A 26,332-nucleotide genomic window follows, 5' to 3' on the forward strand; every position below is an offset into this window, starting at 1 on the left:
GGCGTCCCCCGCTCAACGAGGCACGCGACGAGGTCGGCGGGGGACGCGGCGGGACGACGGGATCGGTGCTTAACGGGATTCTCATCTGGTGCGGTTAGCGTGACCTGGTGAGCGCACATGTTCTGGTCGTCGACGACGAGCCCGCCCTGCGGGAGGCCCTGCAGGCGAGCCTGGAGTTCGAGGGATACTCCGTCGGCCTGGCGAGCGACGGGCAGGCGGCGCTCGACACGCTGGAACGCGTGCCGTACGACGTGGTGCTGCTCGATGTGATGATGCCGCGCCTGGACGGGCTGACCGCCTGCCGGCGGCTGCGGGCCGCGGGCAACCAGGTGCCGGTGCTGATGCTCACCGCGCGCGAGGCGGTCGGCGACCGGGTCTCGGGTCTCGACGCGGGCGCCGACGACTACCTGGTCAAGCCGTTCGAACTGGACGAGCTGCTGGCCAGGGTCAGGGCGCTGCTGCGGCGCGGTACGGCGGCCGCCGGGAGCCTCCTGGACGACGGCGTGCCGGCCTTCGGCGACCTGCGGATGGACACCGTGAGCCGGGAGGTGACCAGGGCGGGTCGCAGGCTCGACCTGACCCGGACCGAGTACCTCCTGCTGGAGCTCTTCCTGCTGCACCCGAGGCAGGTGCTGACCCGGGAGCAGATCCTCAGCGAGGTCTGGGGCTACGACTTCGCGCCCTCGTCCAACTCGCTCGACGTCTACGTGATGTATCTGCGCCGTAAGACCGAGGCGGGCGGCGCGCCCCGGCTGATCCACACGGTCCGGGGCGTCGGCTACGTGTTGCGGGCCACCCTGTGAACAGGCGCACGCTGCGTTCCCGGCTGACCCTGCTGGTGGCCACGGCGGTCGCGCTGGCGATCGCGGTGTGCGCGGGCGCGTCCTGGTTCATCGTGCGCGCCGAGATGCTCAGGCAGGTGGACCGCAGCCTGCAGGGCCCGGGTGCGGACCCCAGACCGCCCCGCGAGCTCGCCAAGATCCTGGAGCGCTGCACCGAGGGCGGGCCCCCGCCGGGCGGCGACGGGCTCCGGCCGTTCCTCCCGCCGTTGCAGATCGCCTACGCCGGGGGCGAGCGGTGCGTGATCGGCCCCGAGGGGATCGTGGTCACGGCCGCCGACCGGCGGATCGCGTCCGACGGGGGATCCGCGTTCCGGTACGGCGTCACCGACCAGGGCTCGGCCGTACGGGTCAGGACCTCGGGCGTCGCCCCCGGGGTCGCGGTGATGGAGTCCCGGCAGCTCGCCGAGCTGGAGTCGACGCTCGCCGGACTGGCCTGGATACTCGCCGGGGTCGCCGCGGTCGGCGTGCTGGGCGCCGCCTCGGCGGGCCTGCTGATCTCCCGTACGGCGCTGCGTCCCGTGGCCGGCCTGACGGAGGCGGTCGAGCACATCGCCCAGACCGAGGACCTCGGCACCACGATCCCGGTCGAGGGCACCGACGAGATCGCCCGGCTCAGCGCCTCCTTCAACGCGATGACGGCGGCGCTCGCCGGATCACGCGACCGGCAGCGGCGGCTGATCATCGACGCGGGCCACGAGCTGCGCACCCCGCTCACCAGCCTGCGCACCAACATCGACCTGCTGCTGCGCAGCGAGCACACCGGGCGCGCCCTGGAACCCGGCGCCAAACGCCGGCTGCTCGGCAACGTCAAGGCCCAGTTCGAGGAGTTGTCCACGCTCGTCGGCGACCTGCTCCAGCTCGCCAGGTCCGACGAGGACCACGAACCGGGGGAGCGGGTCGCCTTCCACGACGTGATCGAGGCGGCCGTCGCCAGGGCCAGGCTGCGCGCCCCCGGCGTACGGGTGGACACCGAGCTGGCCCCCTGGCACGTCACCGGGCACGCCGCCTCGCTGCAGCGCGCGGTGATGAACCTGCTCGACAACGCGGTGAAGTTCAGCCCGCCGGGCGGCTCGGTGCGGGTGTCCCTCAAGGACGGCAGGCTCACCGTCACCGACCACGGGCCCGGGATCCCGGAGGAGGACCTGCCCTACGTCTTCGACCGGTTCTGGCGCTCACCAGCCGCGCGCAGCCTGCCGGGCTCGGGACTGGGCCTGGCCATCGTGGCGCAGGCCGCGCGGGAGGCCGGGGGAGAGACCGGCCTGGGCAACGCGCCGGGCGGCGGCGCGGTGGCGTGGCTGTGGCTGCCCGGCTCGTGATTCTCATCGAGCGTTAACTCTCGCCTCAGTTTCGTCCAAGACCGGCTTCCGAATGTGGAGCCATGAACCAGCCGACCGGGGCGCCACCACGCACGCGAGTGGTCGAGATCGTCGTTCCCGTACACAATGAGCAACGGGTGCTCGCCACCAGCGTGCGCCGCCTGCACGACTACCTGACCCGCACCTTTCCCTACGGCTTCCGCATCACCGTCGCCGACAACGCCAGCACCGACGGCACCTGGGAGATCGCCACGGCCCTCGCCCGCGAACTGCCCTCCGTGCACGCCGTGCACCTGGCGCGGAAGGGCCGGGGGCGGGCGCTGCGCCAGGTGTGGCGGGAGAGCGCCGCCGACGTGGTGAGTTACATGGACGTGGATCTGTCCACCGATCTGGACGCGTTCCTGCCGCTGGTCGCGCCGTTGCTGTCGGGCCACAGCGACCTCGCGATCGGCACCCGCCTGTCGTCGGCCGCCAACGTGGTGCGCGGGCCCAAACGCGAGCTGATCTCCCGCGCCTACAACCTGCTGCTGGTCATCGCGCTCGGGGCCCGGTTCTCCGACGCCCAGTGCGGCTTCAAGGCGGTGCGCACCGAGGTGGCCCAGGCGCTGCTGCCGGCCGTCGAGGACGAGGAGTGGTTCTTCGACACCGAGCTGCTGCTGCTGGCGGAACGGCACGGGCTGCGCATCCACGAGGTGCCGGTCGACTGGGTCGACGACCCCGACAGCCGGGTCGACATCGTCAGGACTGCCCTGGACGACCTGCGCGGCATGCTGCGCGTCGCCACGTCCGGGGCCAGGGCCGTCGTGCCCGGCGGAAGGGCCGGCGGACGGGGACGGCAGGCGGAGCTGCCGCCGGGGATGGCCCGGCAGCTTCCGATCTTCGCGATCATAGGAGTCTGCTGCACGCTCGCCTACCTCGGGCTCTTCCTCCTGTTGCGGCTCGTCATGCCCGCGCTCGCCGCCAACGCGGTCGCGCTGCTCGCCACCGCGATCGCCAACACCGCCGCCAACCGCCGCTTCACCTTCGGGGTGACCGGCCGGGCGGGAGCCGTACGGCACCAGCTCGAAGGCGGCCTCGCCTTCCTGATCGGGCTCGGCCTGAGCACCGGAGGGCTGGCCGTGCTCCACCTCGCGGTCCCAAGCCCCCCGACCGGCGCCGAACTGGCCGCCGTCGTCGCCGCCAACGCGCTCGCCACCCTCGTACGTTTCCTGCTGCTGCGTGCGTGGGTCTTCAACCCGTCGAGGAGAACCCGTTGACCACGACCCTGGCTCGCGTCCGGCACCGCGCCGCCGCCGCGCCCGGCACCCCGAAGTGGGCCCGGCCCCTGCTCGTGGCCGTGCTCGCGCTGGCCGCCGTCCTCCACACCTGGGCGCTCGGCGCCAACGGCTACGCCAACTCCTACTACTCCGCGGCGATCCTGTCCGGCACCGAGAGCTGGAAGGCGTTCTTCTTCGGCGCCCTCGACGCGGGCTCGTTCATCACCGTCGACAAGCCGCCCTTCGCGCTGTGGGTCATGGGCCTGTCCGCCCGGATCTTCGGGGTCTCCGCGTGGAGCATCCTGCTGCCCCAGGCGCTGGCCGGCGTCGCCGCCGTCTGGCTGGTCCACTCGGCGGTACGGCGGAGCGGCGCGGGACACGCCGCCGCGCTGCTCGCCGCCCTGGTGCTGACGCTGACCCCGATCACCGTGGCGATCAACAGGGACAACAACCCGGACACCGTCCTGGTGCTGCTGCTCGTCGGGGCCGCCTGGCTCTGCCTGGAGGCGATCCGCACCGGGCGGCTGCGCACGCTGGTCCTGTCGGCGGTGCTCGTCGGGCTCGCCTTCAACACCAAGATGCTCCAGGCCTACCTGGTGGTCCCCGCCTTCGCCGCGACCTACCTGTACGCGGCGCCGGGGACGATGCTCCGGCGGTGCGGCCGGCTGCTCGCGGCCGGGGCGGCGCTGGTGGTGTCCAGCGGGTGGTGGATGGTGCTGGTGGACCTGTGGCCGGCCGCCGATCGGCCGTACATCGGGGGCAGCACCGACAACACGGTCTGGGACCTGGTGATCGGCTACAACGGGCTCGGGCGGATCTTCGGCCAGGGCGGCGGCGGGCCGGTGCCGGCCGGTGCCGGGGATGTCGTGAGCGGTGGTTTCGGCGGTGGTCCCGGGCGTGGTGGCGGTTTCGGCGGGGAGGCGGGGGCCGGGCGGTTGTTCAACGACACCATGGCCGGGCAGATCTCCTGGCTGCTCCCGTTCGCGGTGCTGGCCCTGATCGTGGGACTCGTCCTGCTCTCCCGGCTGTCCGGCCCTGTCGTCTCCGCCGGTCCGGATCCGGCCGCTGCGCGTTCTCCCCTTCCCCGGACGGATTCCGTGAGAGCCGCCCTGTTGCTCTGGGGCGGATGGCTGGCCGTGCACTATGTGATCTTCAGTTTCTCCGGCGGCACCTTCCACCCCTACTACTCGACGGCGATGGCTCCGGCGATCGCGGCGCTGACGGGGATCGGCGGGGTGCTGATGTGGCGGGCGAGGTCCCGGGCATGGGGGTGGGCGTTGCCGGTGGGGGTGGCGCTGACCGGGGGGTGGGCGTTCGTCGTGCTGCGCCGTACGCCTGAGTTCGTGCCGTGGCTCGTGTGGGCGGTGGCGGGGGCGTCGGTGGTCGCGGTGGCCGGGCTGGTCGTGGCGCGCGCCGGGCGGCGGGTACGGCGGCGCGTGGCGTCCGTCGCGCTGATCGCCACGCTGGCGGCGGGGCTCGCCGGGCCCACCGCCTACGCGCTGACGCCGCTGGGTTCGGCGGTCAACGGCACCAACCCGACGGCGGGCCCGGCGGGCAGCGGCTTCCCTGGCGGTTTCCCCGGCCAGGGTGGTCCCGGTGGTCCCGGTGGTCCCGGTGGTCCCGGTGGTTCCGCCGAGCCCGGCCAGGACGGCGCGCGCACGCCTGAGCGGGCCGGCGGCGGCCGGCGGGGGCCGGGCATGGGCCGGGAGGCGGTCAGCACGCGGCTCGCCGCCTACCTGCGGCGTGAACGGGGGAGCGCGGACTGGCTGGTCGCGGTTTCCAGCGCGCAGAGCGCGTCGGCCCTCATCCTGTCCACCGGCGAGCCGGTCATCGCGATGGGCGGCTTCACCGGCGGCGATCCGGCGATGACCGTGGCGAAGCTGAAGGAGTACGTCGCCGCCGGCAGGCTGCGATTCGTCATGCCGGGCGGCGAGGGCGCCGGGGGCGCGGGGAGGGGAGGTCCGGAGCGCGGCGGGGCCGAGGTGACGGCGTGGGTCGAGGCCAACTGCGCCAAGGTCACCGATCACGGAGGGACGGAGATCCTCTACCGGTGCGATCACGGGGGTTGAGGAACCGGCGGACAGCCGTTGGCGCTGAGAAGGATCATGGTGGATGTCGCTTGTTCCCGCCGTTGAGGACTCGGTAGCGGTCAGCGCGTGGTCGCCGCAGGCGCCGTGGCGTTTCACCTCGTCGTGTTCGCGGAGCATGCGCAGGACGGCGACAGGGGAGGAGGGCTGTCCTTTCTGCTGCCCTGGGTGATGACAGCTCAGCCTGCGGCCACGTGGCGCGGCCCTCCGGTGTGGGGGCTTCAGGCGAGACGCTGGGTCGCGTCACGTGCCGCCGGATGATGGGGGCTCAGCGAAGGCGCCGGCGGACGCGGCGAGGGCGGCGGTTCTGGCCGCGTGCTCGGGTAAGCGCGGATCGGGTGTTGTGCGGAGGATCAACAGCTGATGGTAGAGCGGCGCGGTGGCGGCGACGAGCAGTCGCCGAGCGTCGGTGTGCGACGGGAGTTCGCCACGCCGGATGGCTCGGCTGACGATGATCTCGCAGCGGGCGTACCGGTCCTCCCAGAGCCGCTGTTGGGCTTGGTCGGCCTTCTCGGAGCGAAATGAGGCGGCGATCAGGGCTGCGACGATCGGCGGCTGCGCAGTTAGAGCTGCCTGGATCTCATGGTTGAGTGCCGCCAGGTCGCCGCTCAGCGAGCCGGCGTCCGGGGGTTGCCAGGCGTCCTCGCCCGCAGCGTCGAGGACGTCGGCGAGCAAGCCGCCGACGTCCCCCCAACGCCGGTACACCGTTGCGCGGTGCACGCCCGCGCGCGCGGAGACGGCGTCCATGGTGAGCCCGTCATAACCGTGTTCTCCAAGCTCTGCGCGGACTGCGTCGAGTACCTGCGCACGAATACGTGCGGTACGGCCACCAGGGCGTCGGCCGGGCGTCGGCCGGGGGTCCTCCGGTCGTGGTGCTGGGTAAGTCATCGCTGGTCATCCGGTTTGCTCAGTGGGACGGCGTCGTGCCAGTATCTTAATGCAGCAGTTGTCGCACTAGTGGAGTTTTTCGATGCTCTCTCGTAGCGTCCGCCCGGTCGTGCGGCCTTTGACGGTCGCCGGCTACGACGGCACTCTCATCGTCGGCCGCGAGCGCCTGCTGTGTCGGCACCGGCAGGGCGCGCATCCGGGCGTGCAGGCGGCTCTGGCTTCCCGCGCCAAGGCCTGACGTCGTTCAGTCCCATAGACAGCTTCAGCAAGGAGATGATTTGTGATGCCCGTTCCCGCCGACCCGGCCGTGGTGCATCCCATGCCCGAGCAGCCGCGTCTGGTGCTGCTGAAGCCGCTGGTCACCTCGCCGCTGATCGAGGTCGGGGAGTTCTCCTACTACGACGATCCGGATGATCCGACTGCCTTCGAGACCCGTAATGTGCTGTACCACTACGGGCCGGAGAAACTGGTCATCGGGAAGTTCTGCGCGTTGGGCGAAGGCGTACGGTTCATCATGAACGGCGCCAACCACCGCATGGACGGTGCCTCGACGTTCCCTTTCCCGATCATGGGCGGTTCCTGGGCCGAGCACTTCGACCTCATCACCGGCCTGCCCGGACGGGGTGACACCGTGGTGGGCAACGACGTCTGGACCGGTTACCAGGCCATGGTGATGCCCGGTGTCCGCATCGGCCACGGGGCGATCATCGCCGCCGGCTCCGTCGTCGTCGACGACGTGCCCGACTACGGCATCGTCGGCGGCAACCCGGCCAGGCTCATCCGCCGCCGCCACAGCGAGGCCGACATCGACCGCCTCCTGGCCTTGGCCTGGTGGGACTGGCCGCTACAGCTCATCACCGAGCACGTCCGCACGATCATGTCCGGCAGCATCGACGACCTGGAGAAAGCGGCCCCCGCGCAGGTGTAGGGGGTACGTCAGGCCCGCCGCCAAGCGGGGTGAGGACCGCTCGACAGTCCTGGCACAGGACAACCGGCAGCCGGGTGCGGCCCGGCGACTTCACCGCTATGCCGCCGAGCTCCCGTGGCGCCCCGCGTGCGGTGACCCGCACTCCCACCCCGCGTCATTTGATTCACCTTCCAACGCCAGAATCGAGCTGTCAGCATGCCTGCTCCGTCCCACCCCACCTCATTCGCCGGCTGGCTTGGAGCCCATGCCGTCCCGCTCACCCACCTCGACCCTGAGGCGCCGCTCGATGACCTGGAGCCGCTGCGCGAGCTCATCGGCAACGCGCGCGTCGTCGCGATCGGTGAGAATTCCCACTTCATCACCGAGTTCTCGCTCATGCGCCGGCGCATCCTGCGGTTCCTGGTCGAACGCTGCGGCTTCACCGTCCTGGCCTTCGAGTACGGCTTCAGCGAAGGCTTCCCTCTGGACGCCTGGGCCCAGGGGGAGGGCCCGGACGATGATCTGTCGGCCCATCTCGCCGCGGCGATCCCGGTGGGGATCGATGAGCCACTGCGCTGGATGCGCCGGCACAACGCCACAGCCGCGGCGCCGGTCCGTTTCGCCGGGATCGACATCCCGGCGGCCGGTGGGTCCTTGCTTCCCGCCCTGGCCCCGGTCGCCGACTACCTGCGCCAGGTCGACCCCGAGGTCCTCCCGGCGATCCAGCAGGCGATGCGGATCGCCGAATCGTTCGCCAGCGCCTCCGCGGCCTCGGCCGCACCGGCCTGGACTCGCCTGGCCGCCGCCGAGCAGGACGCCCTCAGCGCGACCCTGATGCGCCTGCTCATCCGGTTCCGCGCCGTCGCACCGCTGTATGTCTCCCGTGGTGACCAGCACAGTTATGACGTCGCCCTGCGTCGCCTCGAGGCCGCCTGCCACGCCGACTACGGCTTTCGCGCCATGGCCGGCCTGTACGCCGGCAACGGGCTGACCGCCGACACCTCGGCCCGGGACGTCTACATGGCCGGGTCGATCCTGTGGCACCTGGAGCGCCTCCACCCCGGGACCCGCATCGTGCTGGCGGCCCACAACGCTCACATCCAGAAGACACCGGTCTCCTTCGACGGCCACCTCACCGGGCTCCCCATGGGACAGCACCTGCACAACTCCCTGGGCGATGACTACGTCGCCCTCGCGCTGACCAGCATCACCGGACACACCGCCGACATGCGCCCCGACGAGAACGCCCGCTTCGGTTTCGCCATCGACGACACCACGCTGCAGCCGCCCGAGCCGGGCAGCATCGAAGCCGCCTTCGCCGACGCCGACCTGGGGCTCAGCATCGCCGATCTCCGCCAGGCGGATCACGAGATCCCCGGCCCCGACCGCATCCGGATCCAGAGCGCCTACCTGCATACCCCCGTCCTCGACGCGTTCGACGGCATCCTCAGCGCCCCGACCTCCACCGTGGCCGACATCGCGGGCTGAGGGACCTCGACATGAGGCATCACGATCGCCGCGCTGACCGCATGGCCTGGCTCACGATCATTTCGACCTGGGTGACATACCACGAATAATTAAAACTCACCCCATTGTTTTGCTGAAGGCGGAATGTGCCCACAGTGAAAAGCTGTGAGCGAAATGTGCGGTCAGCGAAAACGCGTGTGCCCGGATCGATGTTCTGGCTAATGTCCAAAACAACGAAGAACGCGATAGAGGACGGGTGATGGAGTGAGCATGTCGAATCCATGGCAGCCGGCGGCGGCGCGCGACCTCGGAGGGCTCGGAGACGCGGGGCGGATCAGGGCGCGCACCGTCGAGACGCCGCGGCCCTCTCCTTTCGTCGAGCAGGTCAGCCAGCGGCTGCTCCAGCAGCGCATCATCTTTCTCGGCCAGGAGGTCGACGACGAGATCGCCAACCGGCTCTGCGCCGAATTGCTGCTGCTGAGCGCGGAAGACTCAGAGCGTGACATTTTTCTCTACATCAACTCCCCCGGCGGCTCGGTGTCGGCGGGAATGGCGATCTACGACATGATGGAATTCGTGCCCAACGACGTGAGCACGGTCGCGATCGGGCTGGCCGCCTCGATGGGTCAGGTGCTGCTGACGGCCGGAGCGCCCGGCAAGCGCTTCGCCCTGCCGTACACCCGGGTGATGATGCACCAGCCCTCCGGCGGCATCGGCGGCACGGCGTCCGACATCGCGATCCAGGCCGAGCAGATGATGTTCATCAAGAAGGTCCTGGCCGAGCGGATCGCGGCGCACAGCGGACAGACCGCCGAGCAGGTCCGGGCCGACTGGGACCGTGACCGGTGGTTCACGGCGGAGGAGGCCAAGACCTATGGCCTCGTCGACGAAGTGATCCGCAACGCCACCCACCTGTCCACCGAAGGAGCGTCATCATGAGCCGGTCGGAACCGCGGGCCGAGGGTCGTTACATCCTCCCCTCCTTCGTCGAGCGCACGACGTACGGCACGAAGGAGACCACCCCGTACAACAAGCTGTTCGAGGACCGGATCGTCTTCCTCGGGGTGCAGATCGACGACGTGTCGGCCAACGACGTGATGGCCCAGCTCCTCACCCTGGAGTCGATGGACCCCGACCGCGACATCCACCTCTACATCAACTCGCCCGGCGGATCCTTCACGGCGATGAACGCGATCTACGACACGATGCAGTTCATCCGGCCGGAGGTCCAGACGGTCTGCCTCGGGCAGGCGGCCTCGGGCGCGGCGGTGCTCCTCGCCGCCGGAGCTCCCGGCAAGCGGGCCGCGCTGCCCAACGCGCGGATCCTGATCCACCAGCCCTGGACCGAGGGCGGGCGGGGTTCGGCCAGCGACCTGGAGATCGAGGCCAGGGAGATCATCCGGATGCGCAATCTCCAGGACGAGCTGCTGGCCAGGCACTCGGGGCAGCCGCTCAACAAGGTCAGCAAGGATCTCGAACGAGACAAGATCTTCACCGCGCTGGAGGCGAAGGAGTACGGCCTGATCGACGACGTCTACACCGATCTGAAACGCAAGCCGCTGGCTGTGACACGCTGAGCCCGCGAGCCGCCGCGTGGCCCTGCGGGGTCACGCGGGAAGGGCGGCGAGGAGGTAGGCGAGGCGGGCGGCGGCGTCCTTGACGTTCCCCGAGTCGCCGAGGCGGTAGCCCCACGAGGTGATGAAATTCCCCTCGGGGCAGCAGGTCACCGTCTCGAACAGGGTGGTGCTGAACCTGTTGCGCACGCTCACGTAGGCGGGGTCGCTGCTCAGCGCGACGTTCTGCACCGAAAGATCGGCGTGCAGGCGGGCCGCTCCGGCGAAGCGCTCCAGGCAGGACAGCGTGTCCAGCATCCCGTCACCTCCGCGACATGTTCCGTTGCGACAGGATTGCACGATCATCATGAACCCGGCAAGCAATTGCGAGGGTCAATCCATCGATTGTTCCACCTGTCGTGAAAAATCATTCAAAACTCGGAAAATTACCCCGCGGGCGTCATCCTGAAAGCAGGCCACCTCGGCGAGTTCCTCGAACGTGCGCGCGTAGAAGGCGATGTCCTCGGGGTCGCGCAGGACGAGGTCCTTGGTCCTGGTCGGCACGCCCACCATCGCCTCGTTGTAGATGTAGAACCCGTTGACCAGAGCCGAGGGCAGCGGCGCCTCGAACGGGATCACCCCGAACTCGAGGTTGGGCAGCGTGCTCACCGCGAGCAGCCGGTCGAGCTGGCCGCGCATCACGTTCAGCGGGGCGAGCCGGTATCTCAGCACCGCCTCCGGCACCACGAACCTGAAGCGCCGGCTCTGGTCGTAGAGGATCTCCTGACGCTGCATCCGGACCCGGATCGCCGAGTCGATCTCCTCCGAGGCGCTGTACAGGCGCTTGACCTTGGTGAAGATGTGCCGGGCGTACTCCGCCGTCTGCAGCAGGCCGATGATCACACCGGGCTCGAACACCCGGAACCTCTTGGTGCGCGCCTCCAGGTCGCGGATGTCCTCCTGGAGGGCGGCGAGCCCGCCCCGGTGCCGCTGCCGCCAGGAGTCGTGGCGTTCGAGGAGCCGGATGGCCTGCGCGATCAGGCCGTCGACCACCCCCGGCGGCGCCTGTACGGCCTGCCCCCAGACCACCACGTCGTCCTCTGACGCGGTCTGCCTGGCGTTCTCCAGCCGGGAGACCTTCGACGCCTGCCACCCGAGGCGCTCTGCGAGTTCCTTTCCCGACAGATGCGCGGTCTCCCGCAATTGCCGCAATTGACTGCCAAGGTCGATCCGGGCCTGCTGAAAGCCGCTCACGCTTCCTCCGTGATGGGGGCGCCGAATGGCCGGCGACGCCCCGGGACCCCGCGACGATCCGCAGGGTCACGGGTGCGCACCGACAGTAGACCCAAGCCGCCGATCATGCCAGTGGGCGCGGCGGAATCGTGATCAGCCGATGACCTGCCTGGCTATGTCGATGAGGAGTTCGCGAGGCACTTCGACCGCGCCCTCGCCGTCGAGGACGTGCCGCAGGTCGCGCAGCGCTTCGGCGTCGGTCACCTGGAGGCCCTGCACGACGATGGTGCCCCGGTCGGTCTCGTAGAGCGACGGGCAGGCGCCCGCCTCGGAGGTGGAGCCCAGAAACCGCAGCCGCATTGTTTCGTCCTTCCCGAGCGGTTCCCGCTGGTGCAATTGCGCGCAATTGTACGCGAACAGAGGGGTACGAGAAGGGTTCAACTGCCCAATTCGGGCTTTCGATCACATAAAGGTCTGAGCACGTTCGAACAGGGCGAGCGTGGTGGCGTGCAGCAGATCGCCGATGTCCTTCGGCGCCTTGCCGGCGCAGGCCCGCGCATGGGTGCCCTCCAGCACGATGCCGAGCTTGAAGCAGGCCAGCGCCGCGTACCAGTCGACGGCGGACACGTCGCGGTCCGACAGCGACGCGTAGCAGGCGACCAGCTCGGCCGCCGGCGGCAGCCCGTCCACGGCTCCGGGGAGCATCGCCCCCCCGTCGGCGGTCGGCCAGGTGGCCAGCAGCCAGCCGAGATCCAGCAGCGGATCGCCGATCGTGCACATCTCCCAGTCGACGATCGCCGCCACCCGAGGTCCGTCGTAGGCGTACATCAGGTTGGCCAGGTGGTAGTCGCCGTGCATGACACCCGGAGTGAAACTCGCCGGCCGGTTGCCCTCCAGCCATCCGGCGGTCCGCTCCAGGCCGGGGATCCCCGGCCCCGGATAGCCCGGGAGCTCCGCGTAGGACTCCAGCTCGCCCATCCACCGGGGCACCTGGCGATCCAGGAATCCCTCCGGCCGCCCGAAGCCGCCGAGCCCCACCGCGACGTGATCGACCCTGCCGAGCTCCGCCAGCGCCATGGCCGCCTCCAGGCCCATCCGGTGGCGGATCGCCGGGTCGCCCGCGTGCGGCTGGGGCAGCTCCGTCGTCGGGTTGAACCCGCTGACCGGTTCCATGAGGTAGAAGACCGCCCCGCCCATGACGTTCTCGTCGGTGCACGCCGCGATGAGCCGCGGCGCGGCGACGGGCGTGTCCCTGAGCGCCCCGAGCACCCGCGCCTCCCTGCGCAACACCTCGTTGCTCCTGGCCCGCAGATGTAACGGCGGCCTGCGCAGGATGTACGGCACGCCGCCGCGGGAAAAGCGGATCATGACGTTCTGGGTGCCGCCGAGCAGTGCCTCGGCCGCTCCGAACTCGCCGCCGGGGAGCCCCTGCTCGTCCATCCACGTGCCGAGCACGCCGAAGTCGATGGCGGTGACGTCGATGTGCGTGGCGCTCATGTGACCCCTGCCGAATCTTATTCTAATATGTCCCCGAACAGGACCCTACGAGCCCGCGTCGCCCGGGTCAACGACCCAGGACGCCGGGCGTTTGTCCATGAACGCCCGGATGCCTTCCTGCCCCTCCGCGGAGGTGAACCGCTCGGCCGAGAGGGCGGCCATCCGCCGCATGCCCTCCTCGACCGGCATCGCGGGCACGCTCCGCACGAGCTGCTTGGTGATCGCCAGCGCCTCGGGGCCGCCCCTGAGCAGCATGCCCGCGTAGTGCGCGACGATGGCGTCCAGCTCCTCCTCGGGTACGGCCCGCGTCAGCAGCCCGATCTCGGCCGCACGCGCGGCGTCGAAGACCTCGCCGGTGAGGAAGTACTCCGCCGCGGCGCCCGGCCGCAGCCGCCGCAGGCAGGTGACCGAGATCATCGCGGGCGCCACGCCCAGCCGTACCTCGGTGAAGGCGAACGAGGCGGACAGCGGCGCGAACGCGAAGTCGCAGGCCGCCACCAGGCCGAGACCGCCGGCCCGCGCGGTGCCGTTGAGCCGGCAGATCACCGGTTTGGGGCTCTCCCAGATCAGATTCATGATCTCCGGGAACGAGGCCGTCACCGGGGCCTCGTGCGGATCGCTCCGCTCGATGCGCTGTTCCTTCAGGTCGGCGCCCGAGCAGAACACCGGGCCGGTGCCCGTCAGCACGATCACCCGTACGTCGTCGTCGGCGATCGCCCAGTTGAGCCTGTCCTCCAGGTCGCCCAGCAGCCGCACGGAGAGCGCGTTGCGGTTACGCGGCGAGTCGAGGGTGATCGTGGCCACCCCGCCCTTCGTCTCCCTGTGCACCAGGCGCTCCACCGGCCATCCTGCTTCTGTGCTCGTCACCCGCACGCTCCTCGTCCACGGTCGCTACGCCGATTCGACGTATATCGCACCACCCTGCCACGCGACCCCGGAACCTGAGGAGGAGGTACGGCGGGCGTTCGCGGGCGTTCGCGGGGACAAGCCGACGCGGAGAGGTGATCCCCTTTGGCCGGGGATCACCTCGTCACGCGAGCCGGAGGCTCAGCAGTTCGGCGCTATGGCGTCGATCCTGCGGCCGAAGTTGGTGTCGTACGCCTGCGCGTAGTCGCCGCTGTTGACGGTGCGCTTCTCCTGGGGGTTCCAGTCGATGAAGCAGCCGTTGGTGTTGGCGTAGAAGGAGTAGACGTGGTCGTGCAGATTGCTGGGCATATCGCGATAGCCGCTCGCGCGGGTCCATCGCCACGGGGTGCCGCTGTAGTTTCGGTCGCCCACAGGCAGATCTCACCGGCTCCGCACTGGTCGGCCGCGCGCTGCAGCGCGGCGGCCGGCGTCTCGGAGGGGCTCGACGCCGCGTGCGCCGGTGCCGCCACCGCGCCGGCGAGCGCGACGGCGAGCACCGAGGTGGCGATGCGCCCGAGATGAGTGACTGGTCTCACTGTTGGTCCTCTCGGATTGCTCAAGGAAGAGCTGGACCCAGTGATTGTTGCCATAACTCTGCGTAGTCACACCATCACGCAGAGAATTTCTTGGGTGACGCTTGGGGGCGGTCAGCCGCAGTGGCTCCAGCCGCTCTTCCAGGAGACGCCGCCGTACGAGCCGCCCCAGATGACGCACTTCTTGGCGGCGGAGAGGCGGACCGGGCCGGCGTAGGTGGTGAACCTGCCCGCGTCGCTGCCGTTGGCGCCGCCCTTGACCTGGAGGACCGCCCCCATCGACACCTTCGCGGGAACGACGTACCTGGACATGGTCACGACGCAGTTCTTGCCCGCGGCGGAGTTGAAGAGCAGGTAGACCGTGGCCTTGCCACCCAGCCCGTGCGAGTTGACGATCTTGTAGCCGCCGCCGCACACGCCGGCCGGTGTGTGCGGGTTGGGTTTGGGCGGGGCGGTCGTCTTCGGCGGCGACGGGGGCTTCGTGGTCGGTTTGGGCGGGGTGGTGCTCCGCGTCGGGGTCGGCTCCGGCTCCGGCTGGCTCGGTTCGTGAGACGACGGGGTGGGGGAGGGCGTCCGCGTCCGCTCCTCGGCCGGTTTGGTCGGCTTGGTGGTCTTGGGCGCGGTGGTGCGCGGTGTGGTGGGACGTTCCACCGGGAGTTCGAGCTTCGTGGGCGGGCGAGGCGTCCGCTTGGTACGCGTCGGCTTCGGCTTCGGTGTCGGCGACGTCCACACGGTGGGCGGCAGCTCGGGCGGCGGCGCGGTCTCGGTGTCCGTGCTCTCCAGGGCCACGGGCGCGGAGGACGGCGTGACCTTGGGGTCGGCCGACAGGGTTCCCGACTGGGCGAGCACCACGGAGCCGACGCCGAGCACCAGCGTGCCCGCAGCCGCGGCCAGGCCGATCACGAGCGGTCTGCGGCCCTTCCACGACTTGGGGCCGGGCGCGCCGCTCTGCGGCCTGAGCGGACCGCCCTGGCTCTGCGGCCTGCCCGGACCGGAGGGTCCGCCCTGACCCGGCGGGCCACCGGGGCCCGACGGACCGCCGGGACCGGGGCCGCGCTGCGGGCCGGGGGCGTTCCACGGGCCGGGGCCGGGCTGGTGGAGCCTGAGGTCGGGCTGCGGGTGGCCGGGCTGCGGGTGGCCGGGCTGCTGGGGTCCGGGTCGCTGCGGACCGGGCTGCTGGGGGTCCGAACGGGGATCGTGGTGCTGGGCGTCCGGCCGGTAGGAGGGCTCGCGCCGGGTCGCGTCCGGCAGCGGCGCGGGCGGGGCGGTGCGCAGGGGCGCGGTCGGCTGTCCGGTGAGATGGCTGACCAGTTCGTCCGCGGTGGGCCGTACCTCGGGATCCTTGGACAGGCACGCGACCACCAGGTCGCGCATCGCTCCGTCCAGGTCGCCCAGCTCCGGCTCCTTGTGCAGGATCCGGTTCATCACCACCGGGATCGAGTCCTGCCCGAAGGCGGGGCTGCCGGTGGCCGCGAAGACCATCGTGATGCCCCACGCGAACACGTCGGCGGCGGGGGAGACGTCGTCGCCGGCCAGCTGCTCGGGGGCGAGGTAGGACGGGGTGCCCATGGTCATGCCGGTCGCCGTGGCGCCGGGGGAGTCCAGCGCCTTGGCGATGCCGAAGTCGATCACCACTGGGCCCTCGGGCCCCATGAGCACGTTGGCGGGCTTGAGGTCGCGGTGCATGATCCCGGCGCGGTGGATCGCGGCGAGCGCGGTCGCCGTGCTGATCGCGAGCCGTTCCAGGGCCGCGCCCCGGCGCGGCCCTTCACGGTCGACGAGCTGGCGCAGGGAGGGGCCGGGCACGTAGTCGGTGACGATGTAGGGCTGGTTGCCCACGAGGTCGGCGTGCAGCACGGGCGCGGTGCAGAAACGGGCGACCCGCTGGGCGACGGCGACCTCGCGCAGGAACCTGGTCCGCGCCTCGGGATCGGCGATGAGCCCGCCGTGCAGGAGCTTCACCGCCACCTGCTCGCCGGTGGGCCCGCGGCCCAGGTAGACGACTCCCTGGCCGCCCTCGCCGAGCCGGCCCAGCACCTCGTAGGCCCCGAGCTGGCGCGGGTCGTCCGTGCTCAGCGGCTGGACCTGCGCCACGATTCCCCCCCCGACAAACTACGCAAACGGATTAACTCCCACAGAACGCTACCAGTGTGGAGCAAGAGGCGCTTGGGTTCTCTTGGGGTGATTCAGATGGCCTTGCCCGGATTCAGGATGCCAAGGGGATCGAACACCTGTTTGATTCCCGCCTGGACCTCCTCCGCCACCGGCCCCGACTCCAGGCTGAGCCAGCGCCGCTTGAGCAACCCGACACCGTGCTCCCCGGTCAGCGTCCCGCCGAGCCGCAGCGCCGTACGGAAGATCTCGTCGGCGGCGGCCCAGACGGCCGGCGGCGGCTCGGTCAGGCCGTGCTCGAAGATGAACACCGGGTGCAGGTTGCCGTCCCCCGCGTGGGCGACGGTGCAGATGCGCACGTGGTGCCGTACGGCTGCCGCCTCGATCTCGGTGATCATATCGGGCAGGACGGACCTGGGCACGCACATGTCCTCGACGAGGCAGGCGCCGAGCCGCTCCTTGGCCGGGTAGGCGAGGCGGCGGATGCCGATGAGCTCCTCGGCCTCCGCCGCGTCGCCCGACACCGCCACAAAGGACGCGCCGTGCTCTTCGCACAGCGCCTCCATCCGGCGCGCCGCGTTCTCGGCGTCGGTGGCGTCGGACTGGGCGATCAGCATGGCGGCCACCGAGGGCTCCAGGCCGATGTTCTTCCAGTCGTCGATGGCCTTCAGGGTGCCCCGGTCGAGGAGTTCGAGCAGCGAGGGCTGGCAACCCGCGGCGATGATGGCCGACACGGCGGACGCGGCGTCGTGCAGCGAGGCGAACTCGGCCGCGATCGTGGTGGGCGGGGCCAGCGGCGCGCGGCGAAGCCGTACGGTGGCCTGGGTGATCACGCCGAGGGTGCCCTCGGAGCCGACGAACAGCCCCGTCAGGTCGTACCCGGTGACGCCCTTGACGGTGCGCCTGCCGGTGTTGAGCACCCGCCCGTCGGCGAGCACGACCTCGAGGCCGAGCGCCGAGTCGCGGGTCACGCCGTACTTCACGCAGCGCAGCCCGCCCGCGTTGGTGGCCAGGTTCCCGCCGATCGTGGAGATCTCGAAGGAGGACGGGTCGGGCGCGTACATCAGGCCGTGCGCCCGGGCCGCCCGGTCGAGGTCGGCGGTGATCACACCGGGCTCGACCACCGCGATCTCGTCCGCCGGCGACAACTCCCTGATCGCGGTCATCTTGTGCAGGGACAGCACGATGCAGCCGTCGGTCGCCGTCGCGCCGCCGGCCAGACCGGTGCCCGCCCCGCGCGGCACCACCGGGATCCGGTGCTCCGTCGCCCACCGCAACGTCGCCACGACCTCGTCACGGTTCTGCGCGAGCACCACGCCCAGCGGCTTGCCGGGCTCCAGGAAGGTCCGGTCACGGGCGTAGGAGTCGGCCACGTCGGGGTCGGTCAACACTCTGCCCGGGGGCAGGATCTCGGCAAGAGCGGAAATAGCAGTCACAAGGGGACTGTACGGCCCGCCTGAACGTGCTGCGGGCCGGGCGGGTCCTCGTGACCCTCGCGGGGTGTGCTATAGAGCACCCCTGTTGGCGGTGTAATCCGCGTTTTGGCACGTTTCTAATGGAACTGATCCGCGGCGGAACGATCACAATTCGACAACATCCGCCGACAGGTTTACTTCGCCTTTACCTTCTCCTCTAACGTCCCGGTTGCGGATTCAGTGGTGCTCTGTCACAAGGGCCGTCTGAATCCCCAACGGCACATTCATCCCTGATGTGCCGCGACGTGCGCCCGGACCACCCCCGGGCGAGGGAGGAAGCCTGTGTCCAGCAGAGGCAGGGGCGCCCGGCGGCGCCTCATCGCGATCGTGCCCGCGCTCGGTCTCGCCGCCGCCGGTCTCGCGGTGATCGGCGCTGCGGCTCCGGCCGACACGTCGGTCGCGCGATATCAGCCGGCGGCGGCCGACCACTACATCAACTACACCGCGCCGCGGGTCGAGTCGGAGAAGGGCGAGCCGGGACTTCCCGGCCGCTCCCGCTCCCAGGCCGCGAAGAAGATCGACCAGAAGTTCTCCAGCGGTAACCCGGTCACGGCCAGAATGCTCGCGGCGCGCGAGGCGCAGGCCATCAAGACCGGCAAGAACCCGGCCGAGTTCATTTTCAAGAAGGCCAAGGAGACGCAGACCGCGAAGCTTCTGACGCTGCTCGTCGAATTCGACGAGAACGCCAAGGACGACTTCTCGGGCTTCAAGCGCCCAAGGACGATCGGCAGCGACGCGAACGACTGTGTGACCGAGCCGCCGGGGACGCTGATCTCCGGCCCGCTGCACAACCAGATCCCCGACCCGGCGAAGGCGTCCCACAAGGACAACAACTCCATGTGGGTCGGCGACTTCAGCCCGCAGCACTTCAACAAGATGCTCTACACCAAGGAGGGCATCACCGAGCGGATCCGCAAGGACCTCAAGGGGCCCGACGGCAAGCCGGGCGTGGACATCTCCCGGCACACCATGAAGAACATGTACGAGGAGATGTCCAAGGGCGCCTACTCGGTCACCGGCGAGGCCGTGGGCTGGATCAAGGCCCCGCACTCCGAGGCGTGGTACGGCGCGTCGGCCTGCGGCGGCGTGCCGCAGGACATGTCCGGCCACCCCGACAACAAGGTCGGCGGGGCCCAGCTCGCCATCGACGCGGTCAACGTGCTCGCCGCGCAGCAGCCCGACTTCCCGTGGGCCGACTACGACATCGAGGACGTCTCCGACGCGGACGGTGACGACAACTACAACGAGCCCGACGGCGTCGTCGACCACCTGGTGCTCGTGCACGCCGGCAAGGACAAGTCCAGCGACGGCGGCGCGCAGGGCACCTACGCCATCTGGGCGCACTCCAGCGCCGTCGCGGGCGGGCACACGATCCCCGGCACCGACATCAAGGTGTCCAACTACATCGTGCAGCCCGAGGACTCGGGCGTCGGCGTCTTCGCCCACGAGTACGGCCACGACCTCGGCCTCCCCGACCTGTACGACACCTCGGGCAGCGCGGAGTCCGCGGTCGACTTCTGGGACCTGATGTCCAGCGGGTCGCACTCCGGGCCGATCTTCCAGTCGATGCCCACGCACATGGGGCTGTGGGACAAGTGGGTGCTCGGCTGGGCCAACCCGAAGGTCTTCAACCCCGGTGACCGGGCCCGCCCGGTCACCATCGGCCAGTCCTCGCGCACGCCCAAGCTGACCGAGGACGGCGTCCGGGTCAACCTGCCGAGCGAGCCGCTGAAGATGATCGAGCCGCACAGCGGCACCAAGACCTGGTGGGCCAACCTCGACCAGGAGTGGGGCGACGTCAAGCTGGCCCGCGACATCCAGGTGCCCGCGGGAACCGACCTCAAGTTCCGGATGTGGAACAACTACGAGATCGAGCAGGACTGGGACTTCGGCTTCGTCGAGGTGTCCACCGACGGCGGCGGCACGTGGGCGCAGCAGAAGGTCTACGACCAGGCCGGCACGGAGGTCACCACCCCCGACGGCTACCCGGACCCGAACAAGAACCTCGCCACCTTCGGCGGCAAGAAGTACGGTCTGACCGGCAACACCGACGGCTGGCGGCACGACTACGTCGACCTGGCGCCCTACGCCGGTAAGACGATCAAGCTGCGTCTCGTCTACAACACCGACGCGGCGTTCACTCCGCGCGGCTGGCACGCCGACGACTTCTCGGTCACCAACGGCGACCAGACGGTGTGGAGCGACGACGTCGAGGGCGGCGAGAACGGCTGGTCCGCCGCCGGCGGCACCTTCACCAACACCCACGGCCAGGGCTGGACGATCAACGACGGCTTCCGCGAGGTCCAGCGCTTCTACCTGGCCGAGTGGCGGAACCTCGACGGGTTCGACAAGGGCCTGCAGTACGCCTACGACACCAGCTACTCGCGCGAGGGCGCGTGGAAGGTGGAGAAGGTCAAGTACAACGCCCCCGGCCTGCTCGTCTGGTACCGGGACTCGACCTTCACCACCAACACGCTGGTCCCCAACCTGGAGCTCTCCCCGAGCCTCGGGACCAAGGGCAGCCTGCTGCTCGTCGACTCGCACTACGAACCGCTGCGCCGTACCGGCACGGCGGCGGAGAAGGACCCGACCGCGCGCAAGAACATGCAGGGCCGGGTCCAGACGTCCAACGCGGCCTTCTCCTTCAACAAGACCTATCCGCTCACCGAGTGCCTCGAGGCGGCCGACGAGCCGTACAGCGAGTACTGCACCAAGATTCCGGCGCTGCCGGCCGTGTCGGCCTTCAGCGACGCCAAGACCTGGTACCCGGGACTGGAGTTGCTCAACGGCGCGCTCGGCTACCGCGACTTCGACGCCTCGGTGGTCGTGCCGTCCAAGGGCGACCAGAACTACTCCACCAGGGTCGTCCACGCCGACGGCACCCCGGCCACCGAGCTGTACGGCCAGGACCTCGGCAACGGTCACGTCCTCGGCACCGGCAACCCCGGTGACGAGGGCAAGGCGCTGGGCGTGCAGTTCCGCCTGCTGGCTCCGCTCCCCGGCAACCTCGGGGCCGTCGTCCAGGTGACGCCGCCCACGAAGTAGCCACCCCGCTCAACCGGCCCGCCGCCCCCGGTCATCCGGGGGCGGCGGCGTCGTCTCGGGGGTCGTTCCGGGCGTGCCGGTGGCCCTACGATGGGGCCGGTGAGCGAGCTGCGTAGCAAGGTGGATCACACCGCGGCGATCCTGACCGAGCGCAGGGTGGCCGTGGTGGTCAACACCCACTCGCGGCGCGGCAGGCACCGCTACCCCGAGGCGGTCGCGCTGTTGCGAGCCCGTGGCTTCCAGCCGCTCGCGCTGCACGCCGTCGTCAACCCCAAGCGGCTGCGCGAGACCCTGGAGAGCGCCCTCGACGCCAAGCCCGACCTGCTGATCGTCGGCGGCGGCGACGGCACCCTGAGCGCCGCCGTCAAGCACGTGGCCCACCGCGACGTCGCCCTCGGGGTCCTGCCGCTCGGCACGACCAACAACTTCGCCCGCAGCCTCGGCCTCCCACTCGACCTCGCCGGCGCCGTCGACGTGTTCCGCACCGGCAAGGTGGCCGACATCGACCTCGGCATGGCCGACGACCGCGCCTTCGCCAACCTGGCCAGCTTCGGCGTCTCCGTCGAGGTCGCCGGCACCGTGCGGCCCTGGCTCAAGCGCCTTCTCGGCCGGGCCGCCTACCCTCTGACCGCCGTCTCGATCCTGCCCGGTCACCGCCCCTTCCGCGCCTACATCACGGTCGACGGCCGCCGCCACGAGCTGCTGACCCACCAGCTCAACATCGCCAACGGCCGTTTCCACGGCGGCTGGCAGGTCGCCAGCGACATCAGCATCGACAACGGCACCCTGGTCGCCTACCAGCTCGGCTCGGGGAAACGTCTCAGGCTCCTGGTGGAGACCATGTTCCGCGCCACCACCGGCCGCTGGCGGAGCCTCGCCGGCGGCCCGTTCGTCACCGGCCGCGAGATGTTCCTGGAGACCGATCCGCCGATGGCCGCCGACGTCGACGGCGAGGTCCGGCTCCGCACCCCGCTGACCCTCCGCACCGTCCCCAACGGCCTCCGCGTGATGGTCACCCCCGACTTCACCGACAACTGACGGCCCTGCCGAACCCGGAGAACCCGTGGTCACCCCCAGTCGGCCGCCGACCAAGCAAGTGCTTGACCAAATAAAATCGCGGACGTATAAAGAGCCATCGCCGAGCTGTGAAATCTGGACAAACCAGGCAAGCCCAGCTCAGTCGCCCCCCGCCTCAGGAGGTCAGCGTCATGGCAGATGGTCACCACCGCGCCCTGTCGAGGAGGACCCTGCTGGGTGGTGCGGTGGGCGCCGCCGCCCTCAGCGCGGCACAGTGGACGCCGGCCGTACGGCTGACCGAGGCCACCGGCGCGACCCTGGCGGCCCCGCCGTCCTTCCCCCCGGGCATCGAGCCCTACCAGCAGACCTATGAGAACTGGTCGGGCGAGATCGAGATGGACGGGGTGTGGACCTGCGCCCCGGTCTCCGAGGCGCAGATCGTCACGCTCGCGGACTGGGCGCGGGCCGTCAACTGGCGGATCCGCCCCAAGGGCCGCTCGCACAACTGGTCCCCGCTGCTGATCCCGCCGGGCGTCCCTGGCAACACCCTCCTGGTGGACACCCGCAACCTCGCCGCCGTCACGGTCACGTCCGGCTCCCCGGCGAGCGTGACCGCCCAGACGGGCGTCACCATGCAGGCGCTGCTGACCACGCTGGAGGCGGCGGGCTACGGCCTGACCGCCACACCCGCCCCCGGCGACCTCTCGCTCGGCGGGGTGCTCGCCATCGGCGGCCACGGCACGGGGGTGCCGAAGACCGGGGAGACCCTGACGCCGGGGCACACGTTCGGCTCCGTCAGCAACCTCGTGGTGCGGCTCAAGGCGGTCGTGTGGGACGCCGCCGCCGGACGCCACACGATCAGCACGTTCACCAGGTCCGATCCGCGGATCGGCGCGCTGCTCGTCGGGCTGGGCCGGTCGTTCGTCACTGAGGTGACCCTGCGCGTGGGCGTCAACAAGCGGCTGCGCTGCCAGAGCTTCTACCACATCAACGTGGACACCATGTTCGCGCCGCCGGCGTCCGCCGGCTCGGACTCGTTCGCGAGCCATGTGAACCGGTCCGGGAGGGTGGAGGCCATCTGGTTCCCGTTCACCACGGTGCCGTGGCTGAAGGTGTGGAGCGTGGCGCCGAGCAAGCCGATCTTCGCCAAGCAGGTCGACGGCCCCTACAACTATCCCTTCTCCGACTTCCTCTCCGAGGAGGCGTCGGACCTGCTCTCCCAGATCGTCGCGGGCAACGCCGGACTCACCCCGACCTTCGAGAACACCCAGATGGCCGTGGTCGGCTCCGGGCTCATCCTGACCGGCAGCTGGGACATCTGGGGCTGGTCGAAGAACCTGCTCCTCTACGTCCGGCCGACGACCCTGCGGGTCACCGCCAACGGCTACGCGATCCTGACCGCCAGGAGCAACGTCCAGCGGGTGGTCAGCGAGTTCTACACCTACTACAAGAACGCCCTCGGCGCCTACGCCGCGCAGGGCCGCTACCCGATGAACGGCCCGCTGGAGATCCGGGTCACCGGCCTCGACGTGCCCGCCGACGTGGGCGTCCCCAACGCGGTGTCCCCGCAGCTCTCGGCGGTCAGGCCGCGCCCCGACCATCCGGAGTGGGACGTCGCGGTGTGGCTCGACATCCTCACCGTCCCCGGCACGCCGTACTCCCAGCAGTTCTACCGGGAGACCGAGCGGTGGATCCTCGGCAACTACACCGGCGGCTACGCGGCGGTCAGGCCCGAGTGGTCCAAGGGCTGGGGATACTCGGGCAGCGCGGCCTGGGCCGACCCCGCCGTGCGGGACACCGTGATCCCGAACGCCTTCCGAGCGGGCCAGCCCGCCGGCGACGGCTGGAACGCCGCCGTCGCGACGCTGAACGCCCTGGACCCGCACCGGGTCTTCAGCACCTCCTTCCTTGACGCCCTGATCGACTGACATGGGGTTTGCGGTGTCGCTCCCGGGTAGCGGACGCACAGCTACACAAGATGTGCGGAGGTTTCCGAGATGACCGAGAGCGACCCCGCGGGGCCCCCGGCCGAGCACACCGCGGGAGATGTGGGCGCGCGCAGGCACAGCGTCGGCGAGTCGGTCCGCGTGGACGAGAGCGGCTCGCTCAACGTGCCCCCCACCCAGGTGGACGAGAACGAGGACCGGGACGAGAACAGGTTCGAGGACCGGGACGAGGAGAGGGAGGAGCAGCCCATGGAGCGCAAGGGCGGACCGATGGACCTCGGCCGTGCGGAGAGCGGCGCCGGCCCCTCTGTGACGCCGCCGGAGACCAGGGAGGCCGGTGAGACCAGGGAGGGTCCGGTGGCGACCAGCAGGCGGGTCAGGGAGCGGATTCCCGAAGAGCAGACCGCCGGGTCCAAACACGGCCCCCGGCTGGCCAAGGTCGCCGTGGGAGCCGTGGCGCTGATGGTCGTGCGCCGCCTGCTGAGAAGACGAAGGAAGTAGTACGGCCCGCCGCCATCGGCTAGCGTGAAGGGCTAGAACCTCGTTCTGGTTAGGCGGGCTGATGGATTTCGAGCTCAACGACGAGCAGCGCATGTTCCGCAGCACCCTGCGGGAGTTCGTGGCGAAGGACATCGTGCCGGTCGCGGCCGAATGGGAACGGACCGGACGCCATCCCACGGAGATCATCGACCGGTTCCGCGAGCTGGGCCTGTTCGGCATCACGATCCCCGAGGAGTACGGCGGGCTGGACCTGGACCGGGTCTCCTTCGCCCTGGTCTTCGAGGAGATCGCGCGCGGCTGGATGGGCGTGGCGGGGGTCCTCGGCTCGCACTCGCTGGCCGCCTGGATGATCGCCAGGTACGGCACAGCCGAGCAGCGGTCCAGGCACCTGCCCGACCTGGCGAGCGGCGCGCGCCGTACCGGGATCGCGCTGACCGAGCCGGGCGCGGGCACCGACCTGCAGGGCATCGAGACGCGCGCGGTCCGCGACGGCGGCCACTACGTCGTCACCGGCACCAAGACCTGGATCACCAACGCGCGGCACGCCGACCCGCTGCCCGTGCTGGTCAAGACGGAACTGACCACCCCCGCGCACAAGGGCATGTCCGTGCTGCTCGTCGACCCGTCGAGCCGGGGCTTCACGGTCAGCCGCGACCTGCCCAAACTCGGCTACAAGGGCACCGAGACCTGCGAGGTCGTGCTCGACGAGGTACGGGTGCCGACAGGCGACCTGCTCGGCGAGGTGACGGGGCGCGGCATGCAGCAGGTGCTCTCCGCGCTCGAACTCGGCCGGATCAACATCGCCGCCCGCGCCGTCGGCGTCTCCCAGTGCGCCTACGACGCGGCGCTGAACTACTCGCGCGAACGGCAGGCGTTCGGCAAACCGATCGCCGACTTCCAGGCCATCCAGCTCAAACTGGCCGACATGGCCACCGACATCCAGGCCGCGCGGCTGCTGACCTACTGGGCGGCCACCCGGTCCGCGGCCGGCGCGGTGAACACCGAGGCCGCCATGGCCAAGTACTTCGCCTCGGAGGTGGCGCTGCGGGCCACCATGGAGGCGATGCGGATCCACGGCGGCTACGGCTACTCGCAGGAGTTCGTGGTGGAGCGCCTCTACCGGGACGCGCCCCTGATGGCCATCGGCGAGGGCACCAACGACGTGCAGCGCATGGTGATCGCCCGATCCCTCATCTCCGGTGCTGCCACACTGGACTGGTGAACGACGACTGCCTCTTCTGCTCGATCGCGGCGGGCGATCTGCCGGCCCACGTCGTCTTCGCCGACGACACCGTGATCGGCTTCCTCGACACCCGCCCCGTCTTCAAGGGACATGTGCTGGTCGTGCCCCGGGCGCACGTCGAGACCCTGACCGACCTGCCCCCCGGCCTCGTCGGGCCGTACTTCGAACGGGTCCAGCGGATCGCCCGCGCGGTGGAGGACGGCCTGGCCGCGGCGGGCACCTTCGTGGCGATCAACAACCGGGTCAGCCAGAGCGTGCCCCACCTGCACACCCACGTGGTCCCCCGGAACCGCAAGGACGGGCTCCGCGGCTTCTTCTGGCCGAGGGTGAAGTACACCGACCCGGCGGAGGCCGACGCCTACGCCCAGAAGATCCAGTCGGCCCTGAAGGACTGACGCTCAGCGCCGCCGCCGTGGGCGGCGCGTGGTCGCCGCCCCGGCCGGGCGGCGCGTGGTCGCCGCCCGGTCCGACGCCGCCCGGACGCCGCCCGGACGCCGCCCGGACGCCG

24 protein-coding genes are annotated in these 26,332 nt (G+C 70.4%); 15 read left to right on the plus strand and 9 right to left on the minus strand.

Going from position 1 to position 26,332, the window contains the following annotated elements; all coding sequences use genetic code 11:
* The first annotated feature begins 107 nt into the window (after positions 1 to 107).
* The 4 genes from MBA17_RS13155 to MBA17_RS49415 all read left to right on the plus strand — a co-directional run bounded on the left by MBA17_RS13155 (position 108) and on the right by MBA17_RS49415 (position 5,483).
* Positions 108 to 803 (plus strand): response regulator transcription factor, encoded by a 696-nt coding sequence (locus MBA17_RS13155; protein WP_238496690.1) that lies wholly within the window; start codon positions 108 to 110, stop codon positions 801 to 803.
* Positions 800 to 2,158, plus strand: coding sequence for a sensor histidine kinase (locus MBA17_RS13160; protein WP_238496691.1), 1,359 nt, complete (start codon positions 800 to 802; stop codon positions 2,156 to 2,158). Before MBA17_RS13155 ends, MBA17_RS13160 begins: the two co-directional genes overlap by 4 nt.
* A gap of 62 nt (positions 2,159 to 2,220) precedes the next feature.
* A complete protein-coding gene (locus MBA17_RS13165) occupies positions 2,221 to 3,414 on the plus strand; it encodes a glycosyltransferase (RefSeq protein WP_238496692.1) in 1,194 nt (397 codons plus the stop codon).
* Entirely contained in the window at positions 3,411 to 5,483 is a 2,073-nt protein-coding gene (locus MBA17_RS49415; protein WP_274385291.1) for a glycosyltransferase family 39 protein, read from the plus strand. Before MBA17_RS13165 ends, MBA17_RS49415 begins: the two co-directional genes overlap by 4 nt.
* Positions 5,484 to 5,744: 261 nt before the next feature.
* On the opposite strand, the gene MBA17_RS13180 is transcribed toward MBA17_RS49415, so the two are convergent.
* Positions 5,745 to 6,389: a TetR/AcrR family transcriptional regulator gene (locus tag MBA17_RS13180; RefSeq protein ID WP_274385292.1), complete on the minus strand. Its 645-nt coding sequence runs from the start codon at positions 6,387 to 6,389 to the stop codon at positions 5,745 to 5,747.
* A gap of 82 nt (positions 6,390 to 6,471) precedes the next feature.
* Here MBA17_RS13180 and MBA17_RS13185 point away from each other — a divergent pair, with 82 nt between their 5' ends.
* From MBA17_RS13185 to MBA17_RS13205, 5 genes are all read left to right on the plus strand, one after another.
* Entirely contained in the window at positions 6,472 to 6,627 is a 156-nt protein-coding gene (locus tag MBA17_RS13185; protein WP_238496694.1) for a hypothetical protein, read from the plus strand.
* A gap of 45 nt (positions 6,628 to 6,672) precedes the next feature.
* The gene (locus MBA17_RS13190; RefSeq protein WP_238496695.1) at positions 6,673 to 7,317 is read left to right on the plus strand and encodes a CatB-related O-acetyltransferase; all 645 of its coding nucleotides are present in this window, start codon (positions 6,673 to 6,675) and stop codon (positions 7,315 to 7,317) included.
* A 195-nt stretch (positions 7,318 to 7,512) separates the two neighbouring features.
* Positions 7,513 to 8,784: an erythromycin esterase family protein gene (locus tag MBA17_RS13195; protein WP_238496696.1), complete on the plus strand. Its 1,272-nt coding sequence runs from the start codon at positions 7,513 to 7,515 to the stop codon at positions 8,782 to 8,784.
* Positions 8,785 to 9,033: 249 nt separating this feature from the next.
* Complete coding sequence (locus tag MBA17_RS13200) at positions 9,034 to 9,702, plus strand: ClpP family protease (protein WP_238496697.1); 669 nt, start codon at positions 9,034 to 9,036, stop codon at positions 9,700 to 9,702.
* Entirely contained in the window at positions 9,699 to 10,340 is a 642-nt protein-coding gene (locus MBA17_RS13205; RefSeq protein WP_238496698.1) for an ATP-dependent Clp protease proteolytic subunit, read from the plus strand. Before MBA17_RS13200 ends, MBA17_RS13205 begins: the two co-directional genes overlap by 4 nt.
* Positions 10,341 to 10,370: 30 nt before the next feature.
* Here MBA17_RS13205 and MBA17_RS13210 read toward each other — a convergent pair whose 3' ends face one another.
* The 8 genes from MBA17_RS13210 to MBA17_RS13245 all read right to left on the minus strand — a co-directional run bounded on the left by MBA17_RS13210 (position 10,371) and on the right by MBA17_RS13245 (position 18,033).
* Entirely contained in the window at positions 10,371 to 10,634 is a 264-nt protein-coding gene (locus tag MBA17_RS13210) for a hypothetical protein (RefSeq protein WP_238496699.1), read from the minus strand.
* A gap of 75 nt (positions 10,635 to 10,709) precedes the next feature.
* Positions 10,710 to 11,570, minus strand: a complete 861-nt coding sequence (locus MBA17_RS13215; RefSeq protein WP_238496700.1) for a helix-turn-helix domain-containing protein — start codon at positions 11,568 to 11,570, stop codon at positions 10,710 to 10,712.
* Positions 11,571 to 11,702: 132 nt separating this feature from the next.
* Positions 11,703 to 11,909, minus strand: a complete 207-nt coding sequence (locus MBA17_RS13220; protein ID WP_238496701.1) for a hypothetical protein — start codon at positions 11,907 to 11,909, stop codon at positions 11,703 to 11,705.
* Between the two features lie 102 nt (positions 11,910 to 12,011).
* Positions 12,012 to 13,046, minus strand: coding sequence for a phosphotransferase family protein (locus tag MBA17_RS13225; protein ID WP_238496702.1), 1,035 nt, complete (start codon positions 13,044 to 13,046; stop codon positions 12,012 to 12,014).
* Between the two features lie 45 nt (positions 13,047 to 13,091).
* On the minus strand, positions 13,092 to 13,913 hold the full coding sequence (locus MBA17_RS13230) for an enoyl-CoA hydratase-related protein (protein WP_238496703.1): 822 nt from the start codon (positions 13,911 to 13,913) through the stop codon (positions 13,092 to 13,094).
* Between the two features lie 180 nt (positions 13,914 to 14,093).
* Positions 14,094 to 14,324, minus strand: coding sequence for a hypothetical protein (locus MBA17_RS13235; protein ID WP_238496704.1), 231 nt, complete (start codon positions 14,322 to 14,324; stop codon positions 14,094 to 14,096).
* A 275-nt stretch (positions 14,325 to 14,599) separates the two neighbouring features.
* Complete coding sequence (locus tag MBA17_RS49425) at positions 14,600 to 16,579, minus strand: serine/threonine protein kinase (RefSeq protein WP_455432752.1); 1,980 nt, start codon at positions 16,577 to 16,579, stop codon at positions 14,600 to 14,602.
* A 92-nt stretch (positions 16,580 to 16,671) separates the two neighbouring features.
* On the minus strand, positions 16,672 to 18,033 hold the full coding sequence (locus MBA17_RS13245; protein WP_238496705.1) for an FAD-binding oxidoreductase: 1,362 nt from the start codon (positions 18,031 to 18,033) through the stop codon (positions 16,672 to 16,674).
* A gap of 321 nt (positions 18,034 to 18,354) precedes the next feature.
* On the opposite strand from MBA17_RS13245, the gene MBA17_RS13250 reads away from it, so the two are divergent.
* From MBA17_RS13250 to MBA17_RS13275, 6 genes are all read left to right on the plus strand, one after another.
* The gene (locus MBA17_RS13250; protein ID WP_238496706.1) at positions 18,355 to 21,117 is read left to right on the plus strand and encodes an immune inhibitor A domain-containing protein; all 2,763 of its coding nucleotides are present in this window, start codon (positions 18,355 to 18,357) and stop codon (positions 21,115 to 21,117) included.
* Positions 21,118 to 21,207: 90 nt separating this feature from the next.
* Positions 21,208 to 22,155 carry a diacylglycerol/lipid kinase family protein gene (locus MBA17_RS13255; RefSeq protein WP_238496707.1) on the plus strand — a complete coding sequence of 316 codons (948 nt, stop codon included), beginning with the start codon at positions 21,208 to 21,210 and terminating at the stop codon, positions 22,153 to 22,155.
* Positions 22,156 to 22,325: 170 nt separating this feature from the next.
* Positions 22,326 to 24,062: a cholesterol oxidase substrate-binding domain-containing protein gene (locus MBA17_RS13260; protein ID WP_238496708.1), complete on the plus strand. Its 1,737-nt coding sequence runs from the start codon at positions 22,326 to 22,328 to the stop codon at positions 24,060 to 24,062.
* A gap of 69 nt (positions 24,063 to 24,131) precedes the next feature.
* Positions 24,132 to 24,581 carry a hypothetical protein gene (locus MBA17_RS13265; RefSeq protein ID WP_238496709.1) on the plus strand — a complete coding sequence of 150 codons (450 nt, stop codon included), beginning with the start codon at positions 24,132 to 24,134 and terminating at the stop codon, positions 24,579 to 24,581.
* Positions 24,582 to 24,642: 61 nt separating this feature from the next.
* On the plus strand, positions 24,643 to 25,803 hold the full coding sequence (locus MBA17_RS13270) for an acyl-CoA dehydrogenase family protein (protein WP_238496710.1): 1,161 nt from the start codon (positions 24,643 to 24,645) through the stop codon (positions 25,801 to 25,803).
* Complete coding sequence (locus tag MBA17_RS13275) at positions 25,800 to 26,219, plus strand: HIT family protein (RefSeq protein ID WP_455432754.1); 420 nt, start codon at positions 25,800 to 25,802, stop codon at positions 26,217 to 26,219. Before MBA17_RS13270 ends, MBA17_RS13275 begins: the two co-directional genes overlap by 4 nt.
* Positions 26,220 to 26,332 lie beyond the last annotated feature (113 nt).

The organism is Dolomitihabitans soli (genome assembly GCF_022213955.1).
In the GTDB taxonomy this organism is placed as follows: domain Bacteria; phylum Actinomycetota; class Actinomycetes; order Streptosporangiales; family Streptosporangiaceae; genus Streptosporangium_A; species Streptosporangium_A soli.

What these genes read in the sequence shown, in the direction of transcription:
- MBA17_RS13165 (WP_238496692.1), top strand. Translation starts at nt 2,221, where the DNA reads ATGAACCAGCCGACCGGGGCGCCACCACGCACGCGAGTGGTCGAGATC.
- MBA17_RS13180 (WP_274385292.1), bottom strand. Translation starts at nt 6,389, where the DNA reads ATGACTTACCCAGCACCACGACCGGAGGACCCCCGGCCGACGCCCGGC.
- MBA17_RS13185 (WP_238496694.1), top strand. Translation starts at nt 6,472, where the DNA reads ATGCTCTCTCGTAGCGTCCGCCCGGTCGTGCGGCCTTTGACGGTCGCC.
- MBA17_RS13190 (WP_238496695.1), top strand. Translation starts at nt 6,673, where the DNA reads ATGCCCGTTCCCGCCGACCCGGCCGTGGTGCATCCCATGCCCGAGCAG.
- MBA17_RS13195 (WP_238496696.1), top strand. Translation starts at nt 7,513, where the DNA reads ATGCCTGCTCCGTCCCACCCCACCTCATTCGCCGGCTGGCTTGGAGCC.
- MBA17_RS13200 (WP_238496697.1), top strand. Translation starts at nt 9,034, where the DNA reads ATGTCGAATCCATGGCAGCCGGCGGCGGCGCGCGACCTCGGAGGGCTC.
- MBA17_RS13205 (WP_238496698.1), top strand. Translation starts at nt 9,699, where the DNA reads ATGAGCCGGTCGGAACCGCGGGCCGAGGGTCGTTACATCCTCCCCTCC.
- MBA17_RS13210 (WP_238496699.1), bottom strand. Translation starts at nt 10,634, where the DNA reads ATGCTGGACACGCTGTCCTGCCTGGAGCGCTTCGCCGGAGCGGCCCGC.
- MBA17_RS13220 (WP_238496701.1), bottom strand. Translation starts at nt 11,909, where the DNA reads ATGCGGCTGCGGTTTCTGGGCTCCACCTCCGAGGCGGGCGCCTGCCCG.
- MBA17_RS13225 (WP_238496702.1), bottom strand. Translation starts at nt 13,046, where the DNA reads ATGAGCGCCACGCACATCGACGTCACCGCCATCGACTTCGGCGTGCTC.
- MBA17_RS13255 (WP_238496707.1), top strand. Translation starts at nt 21,208, where the DNA reads ATGGGGCCGGTGAGCGAGCTGCGTAGCAAGGTGGATCACACCGCGGCG.
- MBA17_RS13260 (WP_238496708.1), top strand. Translation starts at nt 22,326, where the DNA reads ATGGCAGATGGTCACCACCGCGCCCTGTCGAGGAGGACCCTGCTGGGT.
- MBA17_RS13265 (WP_238496709.1), top strand. Translation starts at nt 24,132, where the DNA reads ATGACCGAGAGCGACCCCGCGGGGCCCCCGGCCGAGCACACCGCGGGA.
- MBA17_RS13270 (WP_238496710.1), top strand. Translation starts at nt 24,643, where the DNA reads ATGGATTTCGAGCTCAACGACGAGCAGCGCATGTTCCGCAGCACCCTG.